21 protein-coding genes are annotated in these 18,680 nt (G+C 58.9%); 14 read left to right on the forward strand and 7 right to left on the reverse strand.

Features of this window, described 5'->3' with window-relative positions:
- Positions 1–131 precede the first annotated feature (131 nt).
- From ACOYXI_RS13305 to ACOYXI_RS13335, 7 genes are all read left to right on the forward strand, one after another.
- Entirely contained in the window at positions 132–701 is a 570-nt protein-coding gene (locus tag ACOYXI_RS13305; RefSeq protein WP_103367379.1) for an electron transport complex protein RnfA, read from the forward strand.
- Entirely contained in the window at positions 698–1,912 is a 1,215-nt protein-coding gene (rsxB, locus tag ACOYXI_RS13310) for an electron transport complex subunit RsxB (protein ID WP_461674939.1), read from the forward strand. The genes ACOYXI_RS13305 and rsxB overlap by 4 nt, the downstream gene beginning before the upstream one ends.
- Positions 1,899–2,882 (forward strand): RnfABCDGE type electron transport complex subunit D, encoded by a 984-nt coding sequence (locus tag ACOYXI_RS13315; RefSeq protein ID WP_461674940.1) that lies wholly within the window; start codon positions 1,899–1,901, stop codon positions 2,880–2,882. The genes rsxB and ACOYXI_RS13315 overlap by 14 nt, the downstream gene beginning before the upstream one ends.
- The gene (locus ACOYXI_RS13320; RefSeq protein WP_098965363.1) at positions 2,879–3,484 is read left to right on the forward strand and encodes an RnfABCDGE type electron transport complex subunit G; all 606 of its coding nucleotides are present in this window, start codon (positions 2,879–2,881) and stop codon (positions 3,482–3,484) included. The genes ACOYXI_RS13315 and ACOYXI_RS13320 overlap by 4 nt, the downstream gene beginning before the upstream one ends.
- Positions 3,481–4,062: an Rnf-Nqr domain containing protein gene (locus ACOYXI_RS13325; protein WP_461674941.1), complete on the forward strand. Its 582-nt coding sequence runs from the start codon at positions 3,481–3,483 to the stop codon at positions 4,060–4,062. Before ACOYXI_RS13320 ends, ACOYXI_RS13325 begins: the two co-directional genes overlap by 4 nt.
- Positions 4,059–4,697: an endonuclease III gene (gene nth, locus ACOYXI_RS13330; RefSeq protein ID WP_003227707.1), complete on the forward strand. Its 639-nt coding sequence runs from the start codon at positions 4,059–4,061 to the stop codon at positions 4,695–4,697. Before ACOYXI_RS13325 ends, nth begins: the two co-directional genes overlap by 4 nt.
- Before the next feature lie 107 nt (positions 4,698–4,804).
- Positions 4,805–4,984, forward strand: a complete 180-nt coding sequence (locus ACOYXI_RS13335; protein WP_027612063.1) for a PA3496 family putative envelope integrity protein — start codon at positions 4,805–4,807, stop codon at positions 4,982–4,984.
- Between the two features lie 87 nt (positions 4,985–5,071).
- Here the strand turns inward: ACOYXI_RS13335 and ACOYXI_RS13340 are convergent, their stop codons facing one another.
- On the reverse strand, positions 5,072–5,698 hold the full coding sequence (locus tag ACOYXI_RS13340) for a response regulator transcription factor (RefSeq protein ID WP_003227711.1): 627 nt from the start codon (positions 5,696–5,698) through the stop codon (positions 5,072–5,074).
- 505 nt (positions 5,699–6,203) lie between these two features.
- Between ACOYXI_RS13340 and ACOYXI_RS13345 the strand changes: the two genes are divergently transcribed.
- The gene (locus ACOYXI_RS13345; protein ID WP_461674942.1) at positions 6,204–6,908 is read left to right on the forward strand and encodes a hypothetical protein; all 705 of its coding nucleotides are present in this window, start codon (positions 6,204–6,206) and stop codon (positions 6,906–6,908) included.
- Between the two features lie 150 nt (positions 6,909–7,058).
- On the opposite strand, the gene ACOYXI_RS13350 is transcribed toward ACOYXI_RS13345, so the two are convergent.
- Together ACOYXI_RS13350 and ACOYXI_RS13355 are read right to left on the reverse strand one after the other, a co-directional pair.
- Complete coding sequence (locus ACOYXI_RS13350) at positions 7,059–8,276, reverse strand: argininosuccinate synthase (protein ID WP_027612065.1); 1,218 nt, start codon at positions 8,274–8,276, stop codon at positions 7,059–7,061.
- A 129-nt stretch (positions 8,277–8,405) separates the two neighbouring features.
- The gene (locus ACOYXI_RS13355) at positions 8,406–9,314 is read right to left on the reverse strand and encodes a flagellar protein MotY (RefSeq protein WP_098965368.1); all 909 of its coding nucleotides are present in this window, start codon (positions 9,312–9,314) and stop codon (positions 8,406–8,408) included.
- 160 nt (positions 9,315–9,474) lie between these two features.
- On the opposite strand from ACOYXI_RS13355, the gene pyrC reads away from it, so the two are divergent.
- Both pyrC and rnt read left to right on the forward strand, forming a co-directional pair.
- Positions 9,475–10,521, forward strand: coding sequence for a dihydroorotase (gene pyrC / locus ACOYXI_RS13360; RefSeq protein ID WP_095136952.1), 1,047 nt, complete (start codon positions 9,475–9,477; stop codon positions 10,519–10,521).
- Complete coding sequence (gene rnt, locus ACOYXI_RS13365) at positions 10,518–11,195, forward strand: ribonuclease T (protein ID WP_007916667.1); 678 nt, start codon at positions 10,518–10,520, stop codon at positions 11,193–11,195. Before pyrC ends, rnt begins: the two co-directional genes overlap by 4 nt.
- A gap of 73 nt (positions 11,196–11,268) precedes the next feature.
- Here the strand turns inward: rnt and ACOYXI_RS13370 are convergent, their stop codons facing one another.
- The gene (locus tag ACOYXI_RS13370) at positions 11,269–11,871 is read right to left on the reverse strand and encodes a peroxiredoxin (protein ID WP_007963972.1); all 603 of its coding nucleotides are present in this window, start codon (positions 11,869–11,871) and stop codon (positions 11,269–11,271) included.
- A 313-nt stretch (positions 11,872–12,184) separates the two neighbouring features.
- On the opposite strand from ACOYXI_RS13370, the gene ACOYXI_RS13375 reads away from it, so the two are divergent.
- On the forward strand, positions 12,185–12,403 hold the full coding sequence (locus ACOYXI_RS13375) for a bacterioferritin-associated ferredoxin (RefSeq protein ID WP_003227725.1): 219 nt from the start codon (positions 12,185–12,187) through the stop codon (positions 12,401–12,403).
- A 202-nt stretch (positions 12,404–12,605) separates the two neighbouring features.
- On the forward strand, positions 12,606–13,079 hold the full coding sequence (bfr, locus tag ACOYXI_RS13380) for a bacterioferritin (RefSeq protein WP_003227727.1): 474 nt from the start codon (positions 12,606–12,608) through the stop codon (positions 13,077–13,079).
- A 132-nt stretch (positions 13,080–13,211) separates the two neighbouring features.
- Here bfr and grxD read toward each other — a convergent pair whose 3' ends face one another.
- The 3 genes from grxD to ACOYXI_RS13395 form a co-directional block, all read right to left on the reverse strand.
- The gene (gene grxD, locus ACOYXI_RS13385; RefSeq protein WP_003227729.1) at positions 13,212–13,553 is read right to left on the reverse strand and encodes a Grx4 family monothiol glutaredoxin; all 342 of its coding nucleotides are present in this window, start codon (positions 13,551–13,553) and stop codon (positions 13,212–13,214) included.
- A gap of 97 nt (positions 13,554–13,650) precedes the next feature.
- Positions 13,651–15,756 (reverse strand): molybdopterin oxidoreductase family protein, encoded by a 2,106-nt coding sequence (locus ACOYXI_RS13390; RefSeq protein WP_461674943.1) that lies wholly within the window; start codon positions 15,754–15,756, stop codon positions 13,651–13,653.
- Positions 15,757–15,890: 134 nt separating this feature from the next.
- A complete protein-coding gene (locus ACOYXI_RS13395; RefSeq protein ID WP_027612069.1) occupies positions 15,891–16,181 on the reverse strand; it encodes a hypothetical protein in 291 nt (96 codons plus the stop codon).
- 403 nt (positions 16,182–16,584) lie between these two features.
- Here ACOYXI_RS13395 and argF point away from each other — a divergent pair, with 403 nt between their 5' ends.
- Together argF and ACOYXI_RS13405 are read left to right on the forward strand one after the other, a co-directional pair.
- Positions 16,585–17,505, forward strand: a complete 921-nt coding sequence (gene argF, locus ACOYXI_RS13400) for an ornithine carbamoyltransferase (RefSeq protein ID WP_047296204.1) — start codon at positions 16,585–16,587, stop codon at positions 17,503–17,505.
- Positions 17,502–18,611: an ABC transporter ATP-binding protein gene (locus tag ACOYXI_RS13405; protein ID WP_096795147.1), complete on the forward strand. Its 1,110-nt coding sequence runs from the start codon at positions 17,502–17,504 to the stop codon at positions 18,609–18,611. Before argF ends, ACOYXI_RS13405 begins: the two co-directional genes overlap by 4 nt.
- Positions 18,612–18,680 lie beyond the last annotated feature (69 nt).

The following is an 18,680-nucleotide window of genomic DNA, read 5'->3' on the forward strand; positions in this document are numbered from 1 at the left end:
ACCCAGCGCTGAAACGATCCCACAGGCATGTTCTGCAGGCCTGTGGGATTTTTCATATCTGGCCCACCCATCGCGGGTGCCGGATAATGCCTAACCTTAAGTGACACCCGCCCGTTGCTGCCGGCAGAACCATGACCGAACTTGCGCTTACGCTGATCAGTGCCGCCCTGCTCAACAACTTCGTGTTGCACTGGCCGCTGGGTGTCGATCCGCTGCTGGCCGGCAGTCGGCGCCAGGTGCATGCGCTGGGGTTGGCGACGGCGTGCCTGATGCTGAGCGTCGGCTTCATCGGGTACGTGCTCTGGCACTGGCTACTGGTGCCGCTGCAATTGCAGGCACTGCAGCTGTTTGTATTCTTGCCGCTCAGCGTGCTGCTGATCGCGCCGCTGCTGAAGCTGTTGGCTCGTGCGCTGCCAGACTGGCCGTTCGACGGACTGTGGCCGCTATTGCTGGGTAATGCCGGCGTACTGGGGCTGGCCTTGATCAACGCGCAAAATGATCGCGGCCTGCTGCAAGCAACAGCGCTGAGCATCGGCGCCGGGCTGGGTTTCTGGCTGGTGCTGAGCCTGTTCAGCGACTTGCGTGAACGCACGGCGGACAACGACATTCCCCTGCCCTTTCGCGGCTTGCCGATCGACCTGATCGGCGCCGGACTGATCGCAGTGATTTTTCTCGGATTCAGTGGACTGATCAAAACATGAGTCTGATTCAACTCATCGATGCCCTCCTGCCGCAGACCCAATGCGGCAAATGCGGCCACCCCGGGTGCAAGCCGTATGCGCAAGGCATCGTCGATGGCGAACCGATCAACAAGTGCCCGCCCGGCGGTGACGAAACCGTCGCCGCCCTGGCTGAACTGTTGAACGTGCCGGTGCTGGAACTGGACGTCAGCCGTGGCTCGGCACCGCCACAAGTGGCGTACATCCGCGAGGCCGAGTGCATCGGCTGCACCAAGTGCATCCAGGCCTGCCCGATCGACGCCATCGTCGGCGCGGCGAAACTGATGCACACCGTACTGATCGACGAATGCACCGGTTGCGACCTGTGCGTGGCGCCGTGCCCGGTGGACTGCATCGAAATGCATCCGCTGCCGCTCGGCACCTTGCCTGTGGTCGGTGGTCTGGCGTTGAGCCTTGAAGAGCAGCGCGCACGCGCGGCCAAACGCGATCATGCGCGCCAGCGTTTTGAACGCCGCAACGCCCGCCTGCAGCGCGAAGAACAGCAGAAACAGGCTGAGCGCCAAGCCCGGGCGCAGCGTGCAGCGCAACCGGCGGTGGTTACTCTCGATCCGGTGCAGGCCGCTCTGGAACGGGTGCGCGCGCAGAAAGCCGCAACCGCCGACGCGGCATTGAAAAAAGCCAAGATCGATGTCGCCATGAGCCGCGCGCAATTGCACAAATCGCTGAAAGCCTTCGGCCATCCGCCGACCTTCGACCAGCAATCGCAACTGATCGTGTTGCAACAGCAGTTTGAAGCCGCCGAACAGGCGTTGGCGAAACTCGAAAGCAGCGCCGCCACCGCTCCAGCCGCTGCGGCCCCGGTTCCGGCGAAAGACGCCGACCTGAAACGGGCGAAAATCCAGCTGGCCATGCGGCGCGCCGAATTGAAAAAGGCCCAGACCGCCGAAGCGCCAGCCGAGCAAATTGCCACGCTGGAACAGGCACTGCGTGATGCCGAGCAAGCCCTTCACGCCGCCGAGACGGCGAGCGAGCAGCCTGCGCCTGACCTGGTGCGGGTGGAAAAGCGCCCAATCGACAATCAGCTCCGCCAGTTGAAAACCGAACTGGCCTACGCCCGCGCCGACCTGAACAAACTCGAACGCCGCGCCGACACGCCGGGCAAAGTCCTCGACAAGGCCCGCGCTCGCCTGCAGGCCGCCGAGCGTCAGGTGCAAGATCATGTCGCCCCGTGAAGCACCGGATGATCGCCTGCAACAGGCGATGAAGCGGGTGCTGCTGGCCACGCTGCCGGGGCTGTTGGCGTTGTTCTGGTTCTACGGCTGGGGCGTGTTGATCAACCTGATCCTGGCGGCGAGCACCGCGCTGCTGATCGAGGCCGGCGTCGCCCGCCTGCGCCGACAACCACTGCAACCAACGCTCAGCGATGGCAGCGCACTGGTCAGCGCGACACTGCTGGCCGCCGCCCTGCCACCCTATTGCCCATGGTGGCTGACAGTTACGGCGGTGGCTTCGGGCCTGCTGTTCGGCAAACATTTATACGGTGGCATCGGCAAGAATCCGTTCAATCCGGCCATGCTCGGTTTCGCCCTGGCGATGCTGCTGTTCCCGCAGCCAATGACCCATTGGCCGGCGCATGGCATGAGTCTGCAGGCCGCTTTTGCACAGGTCCTGAATCTGGGTCAGACCCCGGATGCCTGGGTTCAAGCCACCGCGCTGGACAGCCTGCGCATCAACAAAAGTCTGACCATGGATGAATTGTTCGCTGCCAACCCGGCATTCGGCCGTTTCGGTGGACGCGACGTGGAGTGGATCAATCTGGCGTTTCTCGCCGGTGGACTGTTTTTATTGCAGCGCCGGGTGATTGCCTGGCAAGCGCCAGTTGGCATGCTGACCAGCCTGTTTGTCGTCAGCCTGCTCTGCTGGAACGGTTCGGGTTCCGATTCCCACGGCTCACCGCTGTTTCATCTGCTGAGCGGTGCAACCATGCTCGGTGCCTTTTTCATCATTACCGAACCGGTGTCGGGCGCCAAAAGTTCTCTGGCCCGGCTGCTGTTCGGCGTGGGTGTCGGCTTGCTCACTTACCTGATCCGAACTTGGGGCGGCTACCCGGACGGTGTCGCGTTTGCCGTGTTGCTGATGAATCTGTGTGTACCGGCTCTGGAACGTTTTGCCGCTGCCCGCCAGACGCAGGTGCAATCATGAGCCGCGCAGCTGCTTTCGTGGCGCTTGTGCTGCTGGCCGGTGCCGGTCTCGGCCTGACCTATGTCGTGCAGCGCGCCAGTGCGCCGCAGATTGCCAGCGAGCAACGCCTGCTCGACAGCCGCAAGTTGCTGGATCTACTCGCGACCGATGCCTACGACAATCAGCCGCTGGAGCAGCCGCTGGCGCTGACTGATACAACGTTGAGCCACAGCACGCTGCTGGCGGGTTACCGCGCAAGCAAATCCGGTCAGCCAGTGGCAGTGTTGTTGCGTACCCAGACCGAGGGCTATGCCGGCGCTATCGAACTGCTGATCGCCATCGATGCCAACGGCAGACTGCTGGGGGTAAAAACCCTGCGGCACAACGAAACCCCGGCGCTCGGCGGACTTATCGGCGACTGGCCGAACCACTGGCTGGCGACTTTTACCGGTAAATCACGCAACGCACCTGACGACGCAGGCTGGGCGCTGAAAAAAGATCAGGGACAGTTCGATCAACTGGCCGGGGCAACCGTCACTTCCCGGGCCACCGTCAATGCCATTCATGACGCCCTGCGTTACTTTGATGAGCACCGCGCAACCTTGCTGGGGAGCGGATCATGATCCGGCCAACGAATCTGACAAACACGTTGATGCTGATGCTGCTGCTTGGCACCAGCGCGACATTGGCTGGCGCGCTGGGCATGCTGTTGATGTCGAGCGTTGTGGTGGTGGTTTACGGCGCATGCATCGGCCCGCTGCGCTCACGGTTGTCTGGCAACAACCTGATGCTGGCCAGTCTGCTGCTGGCCGCCACCCTGACCAGTTGCGCCAATATCCTCGCGCAGCGCTGGGCGTTGCAGTGGCAACAGTCCATCGGAATCTATGCCGGGCTGATCGCCTTGCAATGCGTAGTGCTGGAATACAACGGATTCTTTCGTCAGGCATTTGGCCTGCGCCTGACGTTTTTTGGCCTGTCGAGCGGGCTGCTACTGGCGCTGGCGGTACTGCGTGAACTGTTCGGTCAAGGCCACATCGGCGGCGGCCTGTCGGAACACTGGCAAGGCCTGGTTCTGTTCAGCGACGGGCTGCACTTGCTCACCCTGGTTCCCGGCGCCCTCATCCTGCTCGGACTACTGCTCGCCGCCCGCCAGGCCTGGACCCGCTCGACCGCTCTCTCCAAGGAAACACATCACCCATGAATGCCGCCAAACGTCTGGAAATTTTCCGCAGACTTCATGAAGACAATCCCGAGCCGAAGACCGAGCTGGCCTATTCCTCACCGTTCGAGTTGTTGATCGCGGTCATTCTTTCGGCGCAGTCAACCGACGTCGGCGTCAACAAGGCTACGGCCAAACTGTTCCCGGTGGCCAATACCCCGGCGGCGATCCACGCGCTGGGCGTCGAAGGGCTGTCCGAATACATCAAGACCATCGGCCTCTATAACAGCAAAGCGAAAAACGTGATCGAGACCTGTCGCATGCTGGTCGAGTTGCACAATGGCGAAGTCCCGCAGACGCGTGAAGAACTGGAAGCGCTGCCCGGCGTCGGTCGCAAGACGGCCAACGTGGTCCTCAATACCGCTTTTCGCCAGTTGACCATGGCGGTCGACACGCACATTTTTCGCGTGAGCAACCGCACCGGCATTGCCCCGGGTAAAAATGTGGTTGAAGTGGAAAAGAAGCTGATGAAGTTTGTGCCAAAAGACTACCTGCTGGATTCCCACCACTGGCTGATTCTGCACGGTCGCTATGTGTGCCTGGCGCGCAAGCCACGCTGTGGCAGCTGCCGCATCGAAGATTTGTGTGAGTACAAACACAAAACCTCGGACGATTGATTGGCTATTGGAATAATTGATTCTTCGATTGAAAAAATCTTTTTTACCCGCAGCAGGAATATCGATATAAGGGGCGCCAAAGGCAGTCTTAGCCTGGAGTTCACCTTATGACTGACAGCAAAGAACAACTGGACGTAGATGAAGATTTTACCGTTGTGGATACCGACGACGCCGAACCGGTGGTCGAGGTCGCCAAGACCAATCTGAGTAAACGTCGCACCATCGATAACCTGCTTGAGGAGCGCCGACTGCAAAAGCAATTGGCCGATTACGATTTTGATCTGTGACACTTGAAAGCCTCCCGAACCGGAGGCTTTTTACTTTCTGCTGAATCCGACACTGAGCGGCCCATGCCCCATCGGTATTTCTGATCATCAGACCAGTCCGTTGCGTTGTGCCAATTCAATCAGGTCCACCAGCGAGCGGGCATTGAGCTTCAATAACAGACGCGTCTTGTAAGTGCTGACCGTCTTGTTGCTGAGAAACATGCCGTCGGCGATTTCCTTGTTGGTCTTGCCACGCGCCAATTGCTGCAACACCATCATTTCCCGCCCGGAGAGGCGATCCACCATATCGGCCTCACTGGCATTACCAAGACTGGTACGCACGGTGTGCAGAGCCTGGTTTGGAAAATAGCTGTAGCCGGACAGTACCGCTTTGATCGCACTGAGCAACTCAGTCAAATCCTGTTGCTTACATACATAACCCGCAGCACCTGACTGCATGCAGCGCATTGAAAAATGACCCGGTGCCTGGGAGGTCAACACCAGTACTTTCAACGGCATGGGTGTCGAGTTCAGACGCGCAATAACTTCAAGACCGTCGAGTTTCGGTATTCCAATATCCAGAATAACGATATCCGGCATCTGTTCACGCGCAAGTTGCAAAGCATCCACACCATTATCCGTTTCTGCAATGACTTCGTAGCCATGACGCTCCATCAGCATACGCACAGCAAGACGAATGACGGGATGATCATCCACGATCAGCACTTTATTCATGGGCAAGTCCAGTTTCGCTGTTCGAATTTTTAGAGCACGCACAATAGCCCAGTCACTTCTGACATGGCACAAGAGAGTTTCATTGCAATCCCAGCAAAAGACATTCCCTACAGCAAATAAAGATTATTCCTACAAAAAAACCCATACTGCCGACTTTCAAATGGGATGACGTATCTTCTGGCCTTCACATCGACGCAAAAAACATGTCGTCCTGAAAGCCACGCGAACTCTACTTTCGAGGCAGACGGCTCAGCGAGCGGCTGAAAAAACGCGATAATCCATTGACTGCACATCGCTACACAGCGCCAGCCCCGGCAGCTTATAAGTTGAAAAAAACAACGTAAAACCAATCAAAAACACTTTGATAAATCAACATCTGAAACAAGATACTTCTATCCAAGCGTTATCATTTAATATAAAAATTATCTCGACCAGCAAGTTGCAACACCCCATAAAAAACAACTCAACATACGTATTGGAAATACATAATTAATGAGCACATTCCATGATAAAAATCAGAAGAAAAATAACCAACCCCATGACTGTAATTGCGATATTTGCATTTATTTCCGAATCATCGGCTGCCATTTCCTTACCCTTTCTTGATAACGCCGAAAGAGAAGTCTACATCTGGTTCCTGATCAGCTTTCCGTTTTACTTGCTATTGCTATTCTTTTTAACGCTGAACTTCAACTACCGTTCGCTCTATGCGCCCTCGGACTTCGATAAGGACGACAGTTTTCTAAAAAGTTTCGAGGAGTTGAAACAGCCCGAGCTCCACTCCTGTTCGCCTCCAGCAAGAGCGTCTGTGGTAGGTGAAGTATCAGCTGCCAACGGATTGGAGTGGACGTTGTCTGTACATAGCGTTGACCTCAGGCAACTCCCTCCTTGCAGCGCTGACAAATCCTGCCCGGAGCGACCGTGGATTGAGCACAACATTCAGCTGCCTAAATCCATCGGCACATTGTGCGCCATAGACGTACGTCGGTTGAGTAGCGCACAGGCGTTCAATGCGCTGGCAGAACACTTTCCGCATCTTGGCAAACACTCAGCCAAGGCAGTGGTATTTTTGACCGACTCTGCGTGCGACGTTTTGCTCAAGCAAATTATCCCGACCCTTATCAAACAGTCGAAAAAAAGCGGAGGCGCCAAACTTCTCGTTGCTTACAACGTAAGCACACAAACCACCACGGTTTTGAGAGGAGCATGAGCGTAGAGTAGATGCCTGAAGTGGACATTCAAGAAAATGCTGGAGTTGGCGGCAATGACCAAAGCTCTGGATTAACGTCAGACAAACACAGAAAAGAAAATGGCGGCATTGTCATTGAGACAAGCCGCCATTTTTACAGCCCTGCAAGGCTTAGAACAGCTTGCGGCCTTTGTTGGCAGCGATGCGCATGCGCAGCGCGTTGAGCTTGATGAAGCCCGCCGCGTCGGCCTGGTTGTAGGCGCCGCCGTCTTCTTCGAAGGTCGCGATATTGGCGTCGAACAGCGAATCGTCGGACTTGCGGCCGGTAACGATCACGTTACCCTTGTACAGTTTCAGGCGAACCACACCGTTCACGTTGACCTGCGAAGCATCGATCATCTGTTGCAGCATCAGACGCTCCGGGCTCCACCAGTAACCGGTGTAGATCAGGCTGGCGTATTTCGGCATCAGCTCGTCTTTGAGGTGAGCGACTTCGCGGTCCAGGGTGATCGATTCAATGGCGCGGTGCGCGCGCAGCATGATCGTGCCGCCCGGGGTTTCGTAGCAGCCACGGGACTTCATGCCCACGTAACGGTTTTCAACGATGTCGAGACGACCGATACCGTGAGCGCCACCGATCTTGTTCAGCGTTGCCAGTACGGTGGCCGGAGTCATTTCGACGCCGTCCAGCGCGACGATGTCGCCGTTGCGGTAGGTCAGTTCCAGGTATTGCGGGGTGTCGGGAGCCTTCTCCGGGGAGACGGTCCAGCGCCACATGTCTTCTTCGTGCTCGGTCCAGGTGTCTTCCAGCACGCCGCCTTCATAGGAGATGTGCAGCAGGTTGGCGTCCATCGAGTACGGGGACTTCTTCTTGCCGTGACGCTCGATCGGGATCGCGTGCTTCTCGGCGTAATCCATCAGCTTTTCGCGCGACAGCAGGTCCCACTCGCGCCAAGGGGCAATCACTTTCACGCCAGGCTTGAGTGCGTAGGCACCCAGTTCGAAACGCACCTGGTCGTTGCCCTTGCCGGTGGCACCATGGGAAATGGCGTCGGCGCCGGTTTCGTTGGCGATTTCGATCAGGCGTTTGGCGATCAGCGGACGTGCGATGGAAGTACCCAGCAGGTACTCGCCTTCGTAAACGGTGTTGGCGCGGAACATCGGGAACACGAAATCACGCACGAATTCTTCGCGCAGGTCGTCGATGTAGATTTCTTTGACGCCCATGGCCTGAGCCTTGGCGCGAGCCGGCTCGACCTCTTCGCCCTGACCCAGGTCAGCAGTGAAGGTCACCACTTCACAGTTATAAGTATCCTGCAGCCACTTGAGGATCACCGAAGTGTCCAGGCCGCCGGAATACGCCAGAACGACCTTGTTTACGTCCGCCATGCCATCACTCCACGGGGTTCTACGGAAAGCCGAGGAGTCTACCGCTCAAATCCGATAATTTACAGAGGCGCGACAGCTTAAGACGACAAAGCGACAGAATCTGTCGACAGCGCGACGATGACCGGCGGGTCAGGAAGTCGCCGCAGCGTTGGCAGGTGTGCTGGCTTGCGGTGCTGGCGCGGTAGTCGGCGCCACTCGTGCAAGCTTCACGCTGACCCGGCGATTCTTCGCCCGGTTGGCCGCATTGTTGTTCGGCACCAGCGGGTATTGCTCGCCGTGGAAACGCACGGTGATCTGCGATTCGGCGATGCCGTTGGCCTTGAAAAAGTCGACCACCGCCAGCGCGCGACGACGCGACAGCTCACGGTTGGTCAGACGGTTGCCGCTGTTGTCGGAATAGCCATCCAGTTCGATGTGATTGACCGTCGGATCGGCCTTCATGAACTCGAGCATCACCTGCAGCCTGGCCTTGGCGGCGGCATCCAGATCGGTGCCTTCGCCAGGGAAGCCGATCTGCGATTGCTTCACCTGATCGAAATTCTGCGGCAGCAACTTCGCCACACACGTCTGGTAATCATTGAACGCTTTGCTGAACTTCACCGGCAGCAGACGCACTTCCGAAACCCGGCCATCGCCGGACGCACGGCGCACCACCGGACTGCGACCGTCCAGCAAACCGCTGATCAGCCCGCCGGCCTGGGATTGCGAACTGTTGAACAGCACGTTGCCGGTACCGATCCTGACGCTGCCCAGATTGATGTCGTTGCGCCCCGGCTGCCATGGCGCTGCCGCGGCAAGCAACGTCGCCGAACCGCCGCCGAGCATGGCGTTGTAGGCATTGAGGCGGAATATCGCCTGCTCGCCGGCTTTGCGCACGAACTGGCCCGAGCCGAAATCGGTGATCGGCTGGGTCAGGCGGCACTCGAACTTGTCGCCCTCGACCGTCCACTCAATGTTCTCCAGACGCGTCTGGTAGGTCAGCGCCATCGCGGGGAGGCTGGCAAACACACTGAGCAAGGCTAAATATCGCTGGCGCACGGGAGGCTCCATTGGCTTCTGTAACACAAAGACCGATTCACACTATGTTTACGGCATACCTACGGGATATCGGAAGGTTCCTGCAAAACTTGATAGCGGGTGCCTGCAAGAGTCTTTTCCGGTAGCATTCCCCTCAGTTTGACCCGCCTGGAATCCCCTCATGTCCGACCGCCTGACCCTGCTGCGTCCCGACGACTGGCACATTCATCTTCGCGATGGTGCCGTGTTGACCAATACCGTTGCCGATGTTGCGCGCACCTTTGGCCGCGCCATCATCATGCCCAACCTGGTACCACCGGTGCGCAACGCCGCTGAAGCCGACGGCTATCGCCAGCGGATTCTCGCTGCCCGCCCGGCCGGCAGTCGCTTCGAACCGCTGATGGTGCTGTACCTCACCGACCGCACCCAGCCCGAAGAAATTCGTGAGGCCAAGGCCAGCGGTTTCGTGCACGCCGCCAAACTGTACCCGGCCGGCGCCACCACCAACTCCGATTCCGGCGTGACCAGCATCGACAAGATCTTCCCGGCGCTGGAAGCCATGGCCGAAGTCGGCATGCCGCTGCTGATCCACGGCGAAGTCACCCGTGGCGATGTCGATGTCTTCGACCGCGAAAAGATTTTCATCGATGAGCACATGCGCCGTGTCGTCGAGCGTTTCCCGACGCTCAAAGTGGTGTTCGAACACATCACCACCGGCGACGCGGTGCAGTTCGTCAATGAGGCTTCGGCCAACGTCGGCGCCACCATCACCGCGCATCACCTGCTGTACAACCGCAACCACATGCTGGTGGGCGGGATTCGGCCGCACTTCTATTGCCTGCCGATCCTCAAGCGCAATACCCATCAGGAAGCCCTGCTCGACGCCGCCACCAGCGGCAGCGCGAAGTTCTTCCTCGGCACCGACTCGGCGCCGCACGCCCAGCATGCCAAGGAAGCCGCCTGCGGCTGCGCCGGCTGCTACACCGCGTACGCCGCCATCGAGTTGTATGCCGAAGCGTTCGAACAGCGCAACGCGTTGGACAAGCTCGAAGCGTTCGCCAGCCTCAACGGCCCACGCTTCTACGGCCTGCCGACCAACACCGATCGCATCACCCTGGTTCGCGAAGAATGGACCGCCCCGACCAGCCTGCCATTCGGCGAGCTGAACGTTATCCCGCTGCGCGCCGGTGAAAAACTGCGCTGGCGCCTGCTGGAGGAACACGCGTGAGTGAAGACCATTTCGACGACGAACTGGACGGTCAAAGTGGCGGCGGCGGTTCCCGTCACCCAATGGCAGCGCGTTTTCGCGGTTACCTGCCGGTTGTCGTCGACGTAGAGACCGGTGGCTTCAATTCGGCCACCGACGCTCTGCTGGAGATTGCCGCGACCACCATCGCCATGGACGAAAAGGGTTTCGTTTACCCGGACCACACCTACTTCTTCCGTGTCGAACCTTTCGAAGGCGCCAACATCGAAGCGGCAGCGCTGGAATTCACCGGGATCAAGCTCGATCACCCGCTGCGCATGGCGGTCAGCGAAGAAACTGCGCTGACCGACATCTTCCGTGGCATCCGCAAGGCGCTGAAGGCCAACGGCTGCAAGCGCGCGATTTTGGTCGGCCACAACAGCAGCTTCGACCTCGGCTTCCTGAATGCTGCGGTTGCGCGTCTGGACATGAAGCGCAATCCGTTCCACCCGTTCTCCAGCTTCGACACCGCGACACTGGCCGGTCTGGCTTACGGTCAAACCGTGCTGGCCAAAGCCTGTCAGGCAGCGGACATCGACTTCGACGGCCGTGAAGCGCATTCGGCGCGTTACGACACCGAGAAGACTGCCGAGCTGTTCTGCGGCATCGTCAACCGCTGGAAACAGATGGGCGGCTGGGAAGACTTCGACGACTGATCCTCGTCGGGTATTTCCCGCGCATAAAAAACCGGCCACATGGGCCGGTTTTTTTGTACCGCGACGTTGCGCCTTACAGGGCAGCAGCGTTCTCGGTCAGGTAAGCCGCAACGCCTTCTGGCGAAGCGTTCATGCCTTTGTCGCCTTTTTTCCAGTTGGCAGGGCAGACTTCGCCGTGCTCTTCGTGGAATTGCAGCGCGTCGACCAGACGGATCAGCTCTTCCATGTTACGGCCCAGCGGCAGGTCGTTGATGATCTGCGAGCGAACAACACCCTTGTCGTCGATCAGGAACGCGCCACGGAAAGCCACGCCGCCTTCGGACTCAACGTCGTAGGCCTTGGCGATTTCGTGCTTCATGTCGGCAGCCATGGTGTATTTCACCTGGCCGATGCCGCCATTGTTGACCGGAGTGTTGCGCCAGGCGTTGTGGGTGAAGTGCGAGTCGATCGACACGGCAACCACTTCCACGTTGCGCGCCTTGAAGTCGGCCATGCGGTTGTCCAGAGCGATCAGCTCGGACGGGCAGACGAAGGTGAAGTCCAGTGGGTAGAAGAACACCAGGCCGTATTTGCCTTTGATGGCCGAGGACAGGGTGAAGCTGTCAACGATCTCGCCATTGCCGAGTACGGCCGGGACGGTGAAGTCTGGGGCTTGTTTGCCTACGAGTACGCTCATGGATATCTCCTGGTGAATAACTTGAAGTTCAGGGCCCGGGCCAGCCTGCCACCTTGAGGCGACAGCCCTGTGACACGAACCCTCTTCGCAAGGGCCGACCATCATACACTGCGTTTTTCGCCTGTCCTTAACGGTTTTTTGCCCAAGGCGGATAACGGACCAGCATTTTCGGGGCCAGGCAATTCGCCATTAATCACCGTTCGTCAGTGACCGGCCTTTCGATCGAAAACCATTCAGAAAGCACTTTGACAATCATTCTCGTTAACATTAAGATCCATCGCAATTGAGTCACAACCAGCGACGGTTCTCACTTATGTATGTTTGTCTCTGCACTGGCGTCACCGACGGACAAATCCGCGAAGCGATCTATGAAGGTTGCTGCAGCTACAAAGAAGTCCGCCAGGCCACCGGCGTCGCCAGCCAATGCGGCAAATGTGCGTGCCTTGCCAAGGAAGTGGTTCGCGAAACCCTGACCAAGCTGCAAACCGCTCAGGCTGCGATCCCCTACCCTGTAGAATTTACGGCGGCATAATTACCCCCCCATTTCAAAAAACCGGGCATATGTCCGGTTTTTTTATGCCCGCAAATCAAGCGCTTAGGCGTTAGACGCGGAACACAAACATTCTTATTCAGATTTAATTTCATTTATTATTCAATAACTTAGGTTTGACACTTATAAGTACCAAGCTCAAACTCCGCCTTATATACAGCTAATACAGGGCAGGACTCCCATCATGAAAGGCGACATTACAGTCATCCAGCATCTCAACAAGATCCTTGCCAATGAACTGGTCGCGATCAATCAGTACTTCCTGCATGCACGCATGTATGAAGATTGGGGCCTGAACAAGCTGGGCAAGCACGAGTACCACGAATCCATCGACGAGATGAAACACGCGGACAAGCTGATCAAGCGCATTCTGTTCCTCGAAGGCCTGCCGAACGTGCAGGATCTGGGCAAGCTGCACATCGGCGAGCACACCCAGGAGATGCTGGAATGTGACCTGCGTATCGAGAAGACCGGCCACGCCGATCTGAAAGCCGCCATCGCCCATTGCGAATCGGTTGGCGACTTTGGCAGCCGTGAACTGCTCGAAGACATTCTCGAATCCGAAGAAGAGCATATCGACTGGCTGGAAACCCAACTGGGCCTGATCGATAAAGTCGGTCTTGAGAACTATCTGCAATCGCAGATGGGCGAAGAGTAAATAAGCGCCCGCTGAATTCGCGACACTAAAAAGCCCCGCCCTCTTTCGAGATGCGGGGCTTTTTATTGGCAAATCCCGGATCAGATGCAGATCCCTGTGGGAGCGAGCTTGCTCGCTCCCACAAAAGCCGGATCAGGCTTCGGACTTGGCCGCAGCAGCCTTGGCCGATGCTTCCTTGACCAGAGTCTGCAGCTCACCGTTGGCGAACATTTCAGCCATGATGTCGCTACCGCCGACCAGCTCACCGCCGACCCACAGTTGCGGGAAAGTCGGCCAGTTGGCGTACTTTGGCAGGTTGGCGCGGATTTCCGGGTTCTGCAGGATGTCGACGTAGGCGAACTTCTCGCCACAGCCCATTACAGCCTGCGCAGCTTTCGCGGAGAAGCCACACTGCGGGGCATTCGGCGAGCCTTTCATGTAAAGCAGAATGGTGTTGTTGGCAATCTGCTCTTTAATCGTTTCGATGATATCCATGGAGCACCTCGGCTGAACTTTCCGACTCATGGGTCGGCACGGTGACGCATTGTAACGGAATCCCGAGCGCCATGCTCGGTCTCCCCGACGGTCACGTTCAGGCCGCCGCCACCGTCACCGGTACGCCATTGAGCGCGGCGTTACCCGACAACTCGTCGAGCTGGCATTCATCGGTCAGGTCGTTGGCACTCGATCCCGGCTGCCCACTGGCGATTGCCATTTGCACGCCCGGCCGAGCATGTCCCCAACCGTGCGGCAGGCTGACCACGCCCTTCATCATGTCCAGACTGCCGAGCACCTCGACCTCGATCTGCCCTACCCGCGAGCTGACGCGAACTAACTGACCATCGTTGAGCCCACGGCTGGCGAGGTCATCCGGGTGCATCAGCAATTGATGCCGTGGCTTGCCCTTCACCAGACGATGATAGTTATGCATCCACGAATTGTTGCTGCGCACATGGCGCCGGCCGATCATCAGCAGCTCATCGGCCGCCGGCGCCTGCAAGGCCGCAAAGCGTGCGAGATCGGCGAGAATTTCCGGCGGCGCAGCCTGCACCCGTTGATTCGGCGTCTTGAGGCGTGCAACCAGATTAGGCTTCAACGCCCCAAGATCAATCCCGTGCGGATGATCGAACAATGTCGCCAATGACAGCTTTTGCTCGGACGCATCGCCATACAGGCCCATGCGCAGCCCCATGTCGATCATCTTCGCCGGCGGCATCGTCGGTTTCAGCTCCTTGCCGGTCTTCTCGGCAAACGCCTTGGCTAGACCGACAAAGATCTCCCAGTCGTGTAATGCGCCCTCGGGCTTGGCGAGAATCGCCCGGTTGAAGCGGGTGACGTTGCGTACCGCGAATAGATTGAAAGTAGTGTCGTAATGATCGTTCTCCAGCGCCGAGGTCGACGGCAGAATCAGATCGGCGTAACGCGTGGTTTCGTTAATGTACAGGTCGATGCTGAGCATGAACTCCAGACCATCGAGCGCCTGCTCCAGTTGCCGGCCGTTCGGCGTCGACAACACCGGATTGCCGGCCACGGTGATCAGTGCGCGAATCTGCCCTTCGCCTTCGGTGAGCATCTCTTCGGCCAGCGCCGACACCGGCAACTCGCCGCCGTACTCGGGTCGCCCGGAGACCCGGCTTTGCCATTTGTTGAAATGCCCGCCCGAGGTCGATGCCACCAGATCCACCGCTGGCTCTGTGCACAAGGCACCGCCGACGCGATCGAGATTGCCAGTCACCAGATTGATCAACTGCACGACCCAATGGCATAGCGTGCCGAAGGCCTGAGTGGAAACGCCCATCCGGCCGTAGCAAACAGCGCTTGGTGCAGCGGCGAAGTTCCGGGCCAGTTGGCGGATCTGTTCAGCGGGAACGGCGCACAGCGGGCTCATGGCTTCGGCAGTGAAGGTTGCGACGGCTGCGCGCACTTCATCAAGGCCATCAACCGGCAAGTGGCTGTCACGGGTCAGCCCTTCGCTGAAAAGCGTATTGAGTAAGCCAAACAACAGCGCCGCGTCGCCACCCGGCCGCACAAACAAGTGCTGATCGGCGATAGCTGCCGTTTCGCTGCGCCGGGGATCGACCACCACCACTTTGCCGCCGCGCGCCTGAATCGCCTTCAGGCGTTTCTCGACATCCGGCACGGTCATGATGCTGCCGTTGGATGCCAGCGGGTTGCCGCCGAGGATCAGCATGAAATCGGTGTGATCGATGTCCGGGATCGGCAGCAGCAAGCCATGGCCGTACATCAGGTAACTGCTCAGGTGATGCGGCAACTGATCGACCGAAGTCGCCGAGAAGCGATTGCGCGTCTTCAGCAGGCCGAGAAAGTAGTTGCTGTGGGTCATCAGCCCATAGTTGTGCACGCTCGGGTTGCCCTGGTAGACCGCCACCGCATTCTGCCCGTGACGCTCTTGAATCGCCGCCAGACGCTCGGCCACCAGCGCAAAGGCCTCGTCCCACTCGATCGGCAGCCATTCGCTGCCGACCCGGCGCATCGGCTGGCGCAGGCGGTCGGGATCGTTCTGGATGTCTTGCAGGGCTACGGCCTTGGGGCAGATGTGCCCGCGACTGAACGTGTCGAGCGCGTCGCCCTTGATCGAGGTGATCGCGACGTTGCCATCGGTTTCGGTGGTCTCGATGGTCAGGCCGCAGATGGCTTCGCACAGGTGGCAGGCACGGTGATGGAGAGTCTTGGTCATGGCCAGTCTCTGTCTTGTTCTGGGCAGGCAATCAGGCCCGCGGGAACAAAACTATGGCCCCGGCGCAGATCCTGCGCCAGCGACGTTCGTCTTGTGAATCGACGGTTATCAGGCGAGCCGATACACCGCCATGCTCAGTTCGACGGCAGCTGCGGCGGCGCGGCCAACTGAATTTCCTGAATGGTTTCGATCTGCTCGTGGGCAACGTGCACGCCGGTGAGTTCGCCGATCAACCGCCAGTGCTCGTCGAGCCCGGCACTGATGGTCGCCATGCGATCGATCATGTGGCGGCCGGCGGTCTTGACCACTTCGTCCTCGCTGCGCAGCAGCTCGAAAGACATCGAAGTGACCGACGCGGTGAGATGGGTCAGTGAGCGAGCTGTGTGGCCCAGCAGTTCCATTAACAGTTTTTCTTTCGATTCCATGCGGAAGCTTCCTGCGTCGCTCGAAACTTATTTATAACCCAGCACTTTGCTTTAGCAAATGTTTCAGTCTGAGCATCCGACCAAGTGATGGCATGGCGCCACGGTCGTAAACCGACCTGGTCGACGTGATCCCCGCCACGCCGCATTGCCAAGCCCCGCGAGGCCGGTGTACAAAGAGGCTTGCTGCTGTCCTGAACCCGGCTTCACATGCGTACTGCAACATCCCGTGCGCCCTCCGAATCCCGCAAAAACCGTAGCCTATTGGCGTAACGCGACATTTAGTGTCAATATCGCGCCTTCCCCAATTTCGTCGCCCCGTGCGGCTTACGCCGCAGGTCTCGCCCGTTGTTCCGTTAAACAAGGCTTTGAGCATCTGCGGTCTGTAGCAAAAAGGTAGTCAATGATGAGCGCAAGGCACTTTCTCTCCCTGATGGATTGCACGCCCGAAGAGCTGGTCAGCGTGATCCGTCGAGGCGTTGAGCTCAAGGACCTGCGTAACCGCGGCGTACTGTTCGAGCCGCTGAAAAACCGCGTCCTGGGGATGATCTTCGAGAAGTCCTCGACCCGTACCCGGATTTCCTTCGAGGCCGGCATGATCCAGCTCGGTGGCCAGGCGATCTTCCTGTCGCCACGCGACACCCAGCTGGGCCGTGGCGAGCCAATCGGCGACTGCGCCATCGTCATGTCGAGCATGCTCGACGCGGTGATGATCCGTACCTTTGCCCACAGCACCCTGACCGAATTCGCCGCCAACTCGCGCGTGCCGGTGATCAACGGCCTGTCCGATGACCTGCACCCGTGCCAGTTGCTGGCCGACATGCAGACCTTCCTTGAGCACCGTGGCTCGATCCAGGGCAAGACCGTGGCCTGGATCGGCGACGGCAACAACATGTGCAACAGCTATATAGAAGCGGCGATCCAGTTCGACTTCCAGTTGCGCGTTGCCTGCCCGCAGGGCTACGAGCCTAATCCGGAATTTGTCGCCCGCGCCGGCGATCGCGTGACTATCGTCCGTGATCCGCAGGATGCCGTGCGCGGTGCGCATCTGGTGAGCACCGATGTCTGGACTTCGATGGGTCAGGAAGAGGAAACTGCCAAGCGCCTGAAGTTGTTCGCTCCGTTTCAGGTGACCCGCGCCCTGCTCGATCTGGCGGCCGAAGATGTGCTGTTCATGCACTGCCTGCCGGCGCACCGCGGTGAAGAAATCAGCCTCGACCTGCTTGATGACCCGCGCTCCGTCGCTTGGGATCAGGCAGAAAACCGTCTCCACGCACAGAAGGCCCTGCTCGAGTTCCTCGTCGAACCGGCATATCACCACGCATGAGCCATGAATTACTGTTGAACCTGCGCAACCTCGCTTGCGGCTATCAAGATCAACGCGTGGTGCAGAACCTCAATCTGCACCTCAACGCCGGTGACATCGGCTGCCTGCTCGGCTCGTCCGGCTGCGGCAAGACCACCACCCTGCGCGCGATTGCCGGTTTCGAACCGGTGCATGAAGGGGAAATCACGCTGGGTGGCGAAACCATTTCCAGCGCCGGTTTCACCCTGGCACCAGAGAAACGCCGGATCGGCATGGTGTTTCAGGATTACGCGCTGTTCCCGCACCTGAGTGTTGCAGACAACATCGCCTTCGGTATCCGCAAGCACCCGAACAAGGAGCGCGTCACCGAGGAGCTGCTGGAACTGGTCAATCTGAAGAACCTCGGCAAGCGCTTCCCGCACGAGCTCTCCGGCGGCCAGCAGCAACGCGTCGCCCTCGCCCGCGCCTTGGCGCCGGAGCCGCAACTGCTGCTGCTCGACGAGCCGTTCTCCAACCTCGATGGCGAACTGCGCCGCAAGCTCAGCCACGAAGTGCGCGACATCCTCAAGGCCCGTGGCACCAGCGCGATTCTGGTGACTCACGATCAGGAAGAAGCCTTCGCCGTCAGCGATCATGTTGGTGTATTCAAGGAAGGTCGCCTGGAGCAATGGGATACGCCCTACAACCTTTACCATGAGCCGGCGACGCCGTTTGTCGCCAGCTTCATCGGTCAGGGTTATTTCATTCGCGGCCAGCTCGGCAGCCCGGAGTCGGTGCAGACCGAACTCGGCGAACTGCGCGGCAACCGCGCCTACACCTGGCCGGTGGGCGGTGCGGTGGATGTATTGCTGCGTCCGGATGACATCGTTTATGCGCCGGACAGCGGGTTGAAAGCGCGGATCGTCGGCAAGACGTTCCTGGGTGCCTCGACCCTGTATCGCCTGCAACTGCCGACCGGTGCGCAGCTGGAATCGATCTTCCCGAGCCATGCCGACCATCAGGTGGGGGCGGAGGTGGGGATTCGGGTCGCCGCCGAACACCTTGTCCTGTTCCAGGCCAGCGGCAGTACCGCGGCACAAATCCCGGCGGTGGAAAACGGCGTCCGCCGCTACAGCGCTGCACTCTGATCCGCCCCGGATCAAAACTGTGGGAGCGGGCTTGCTCGCGAATGCGCTGGGTCAGTCAACGAAGAGGTC

The organism is Pseudomonas sp. G3-19 (assembly GCF_054855875.1).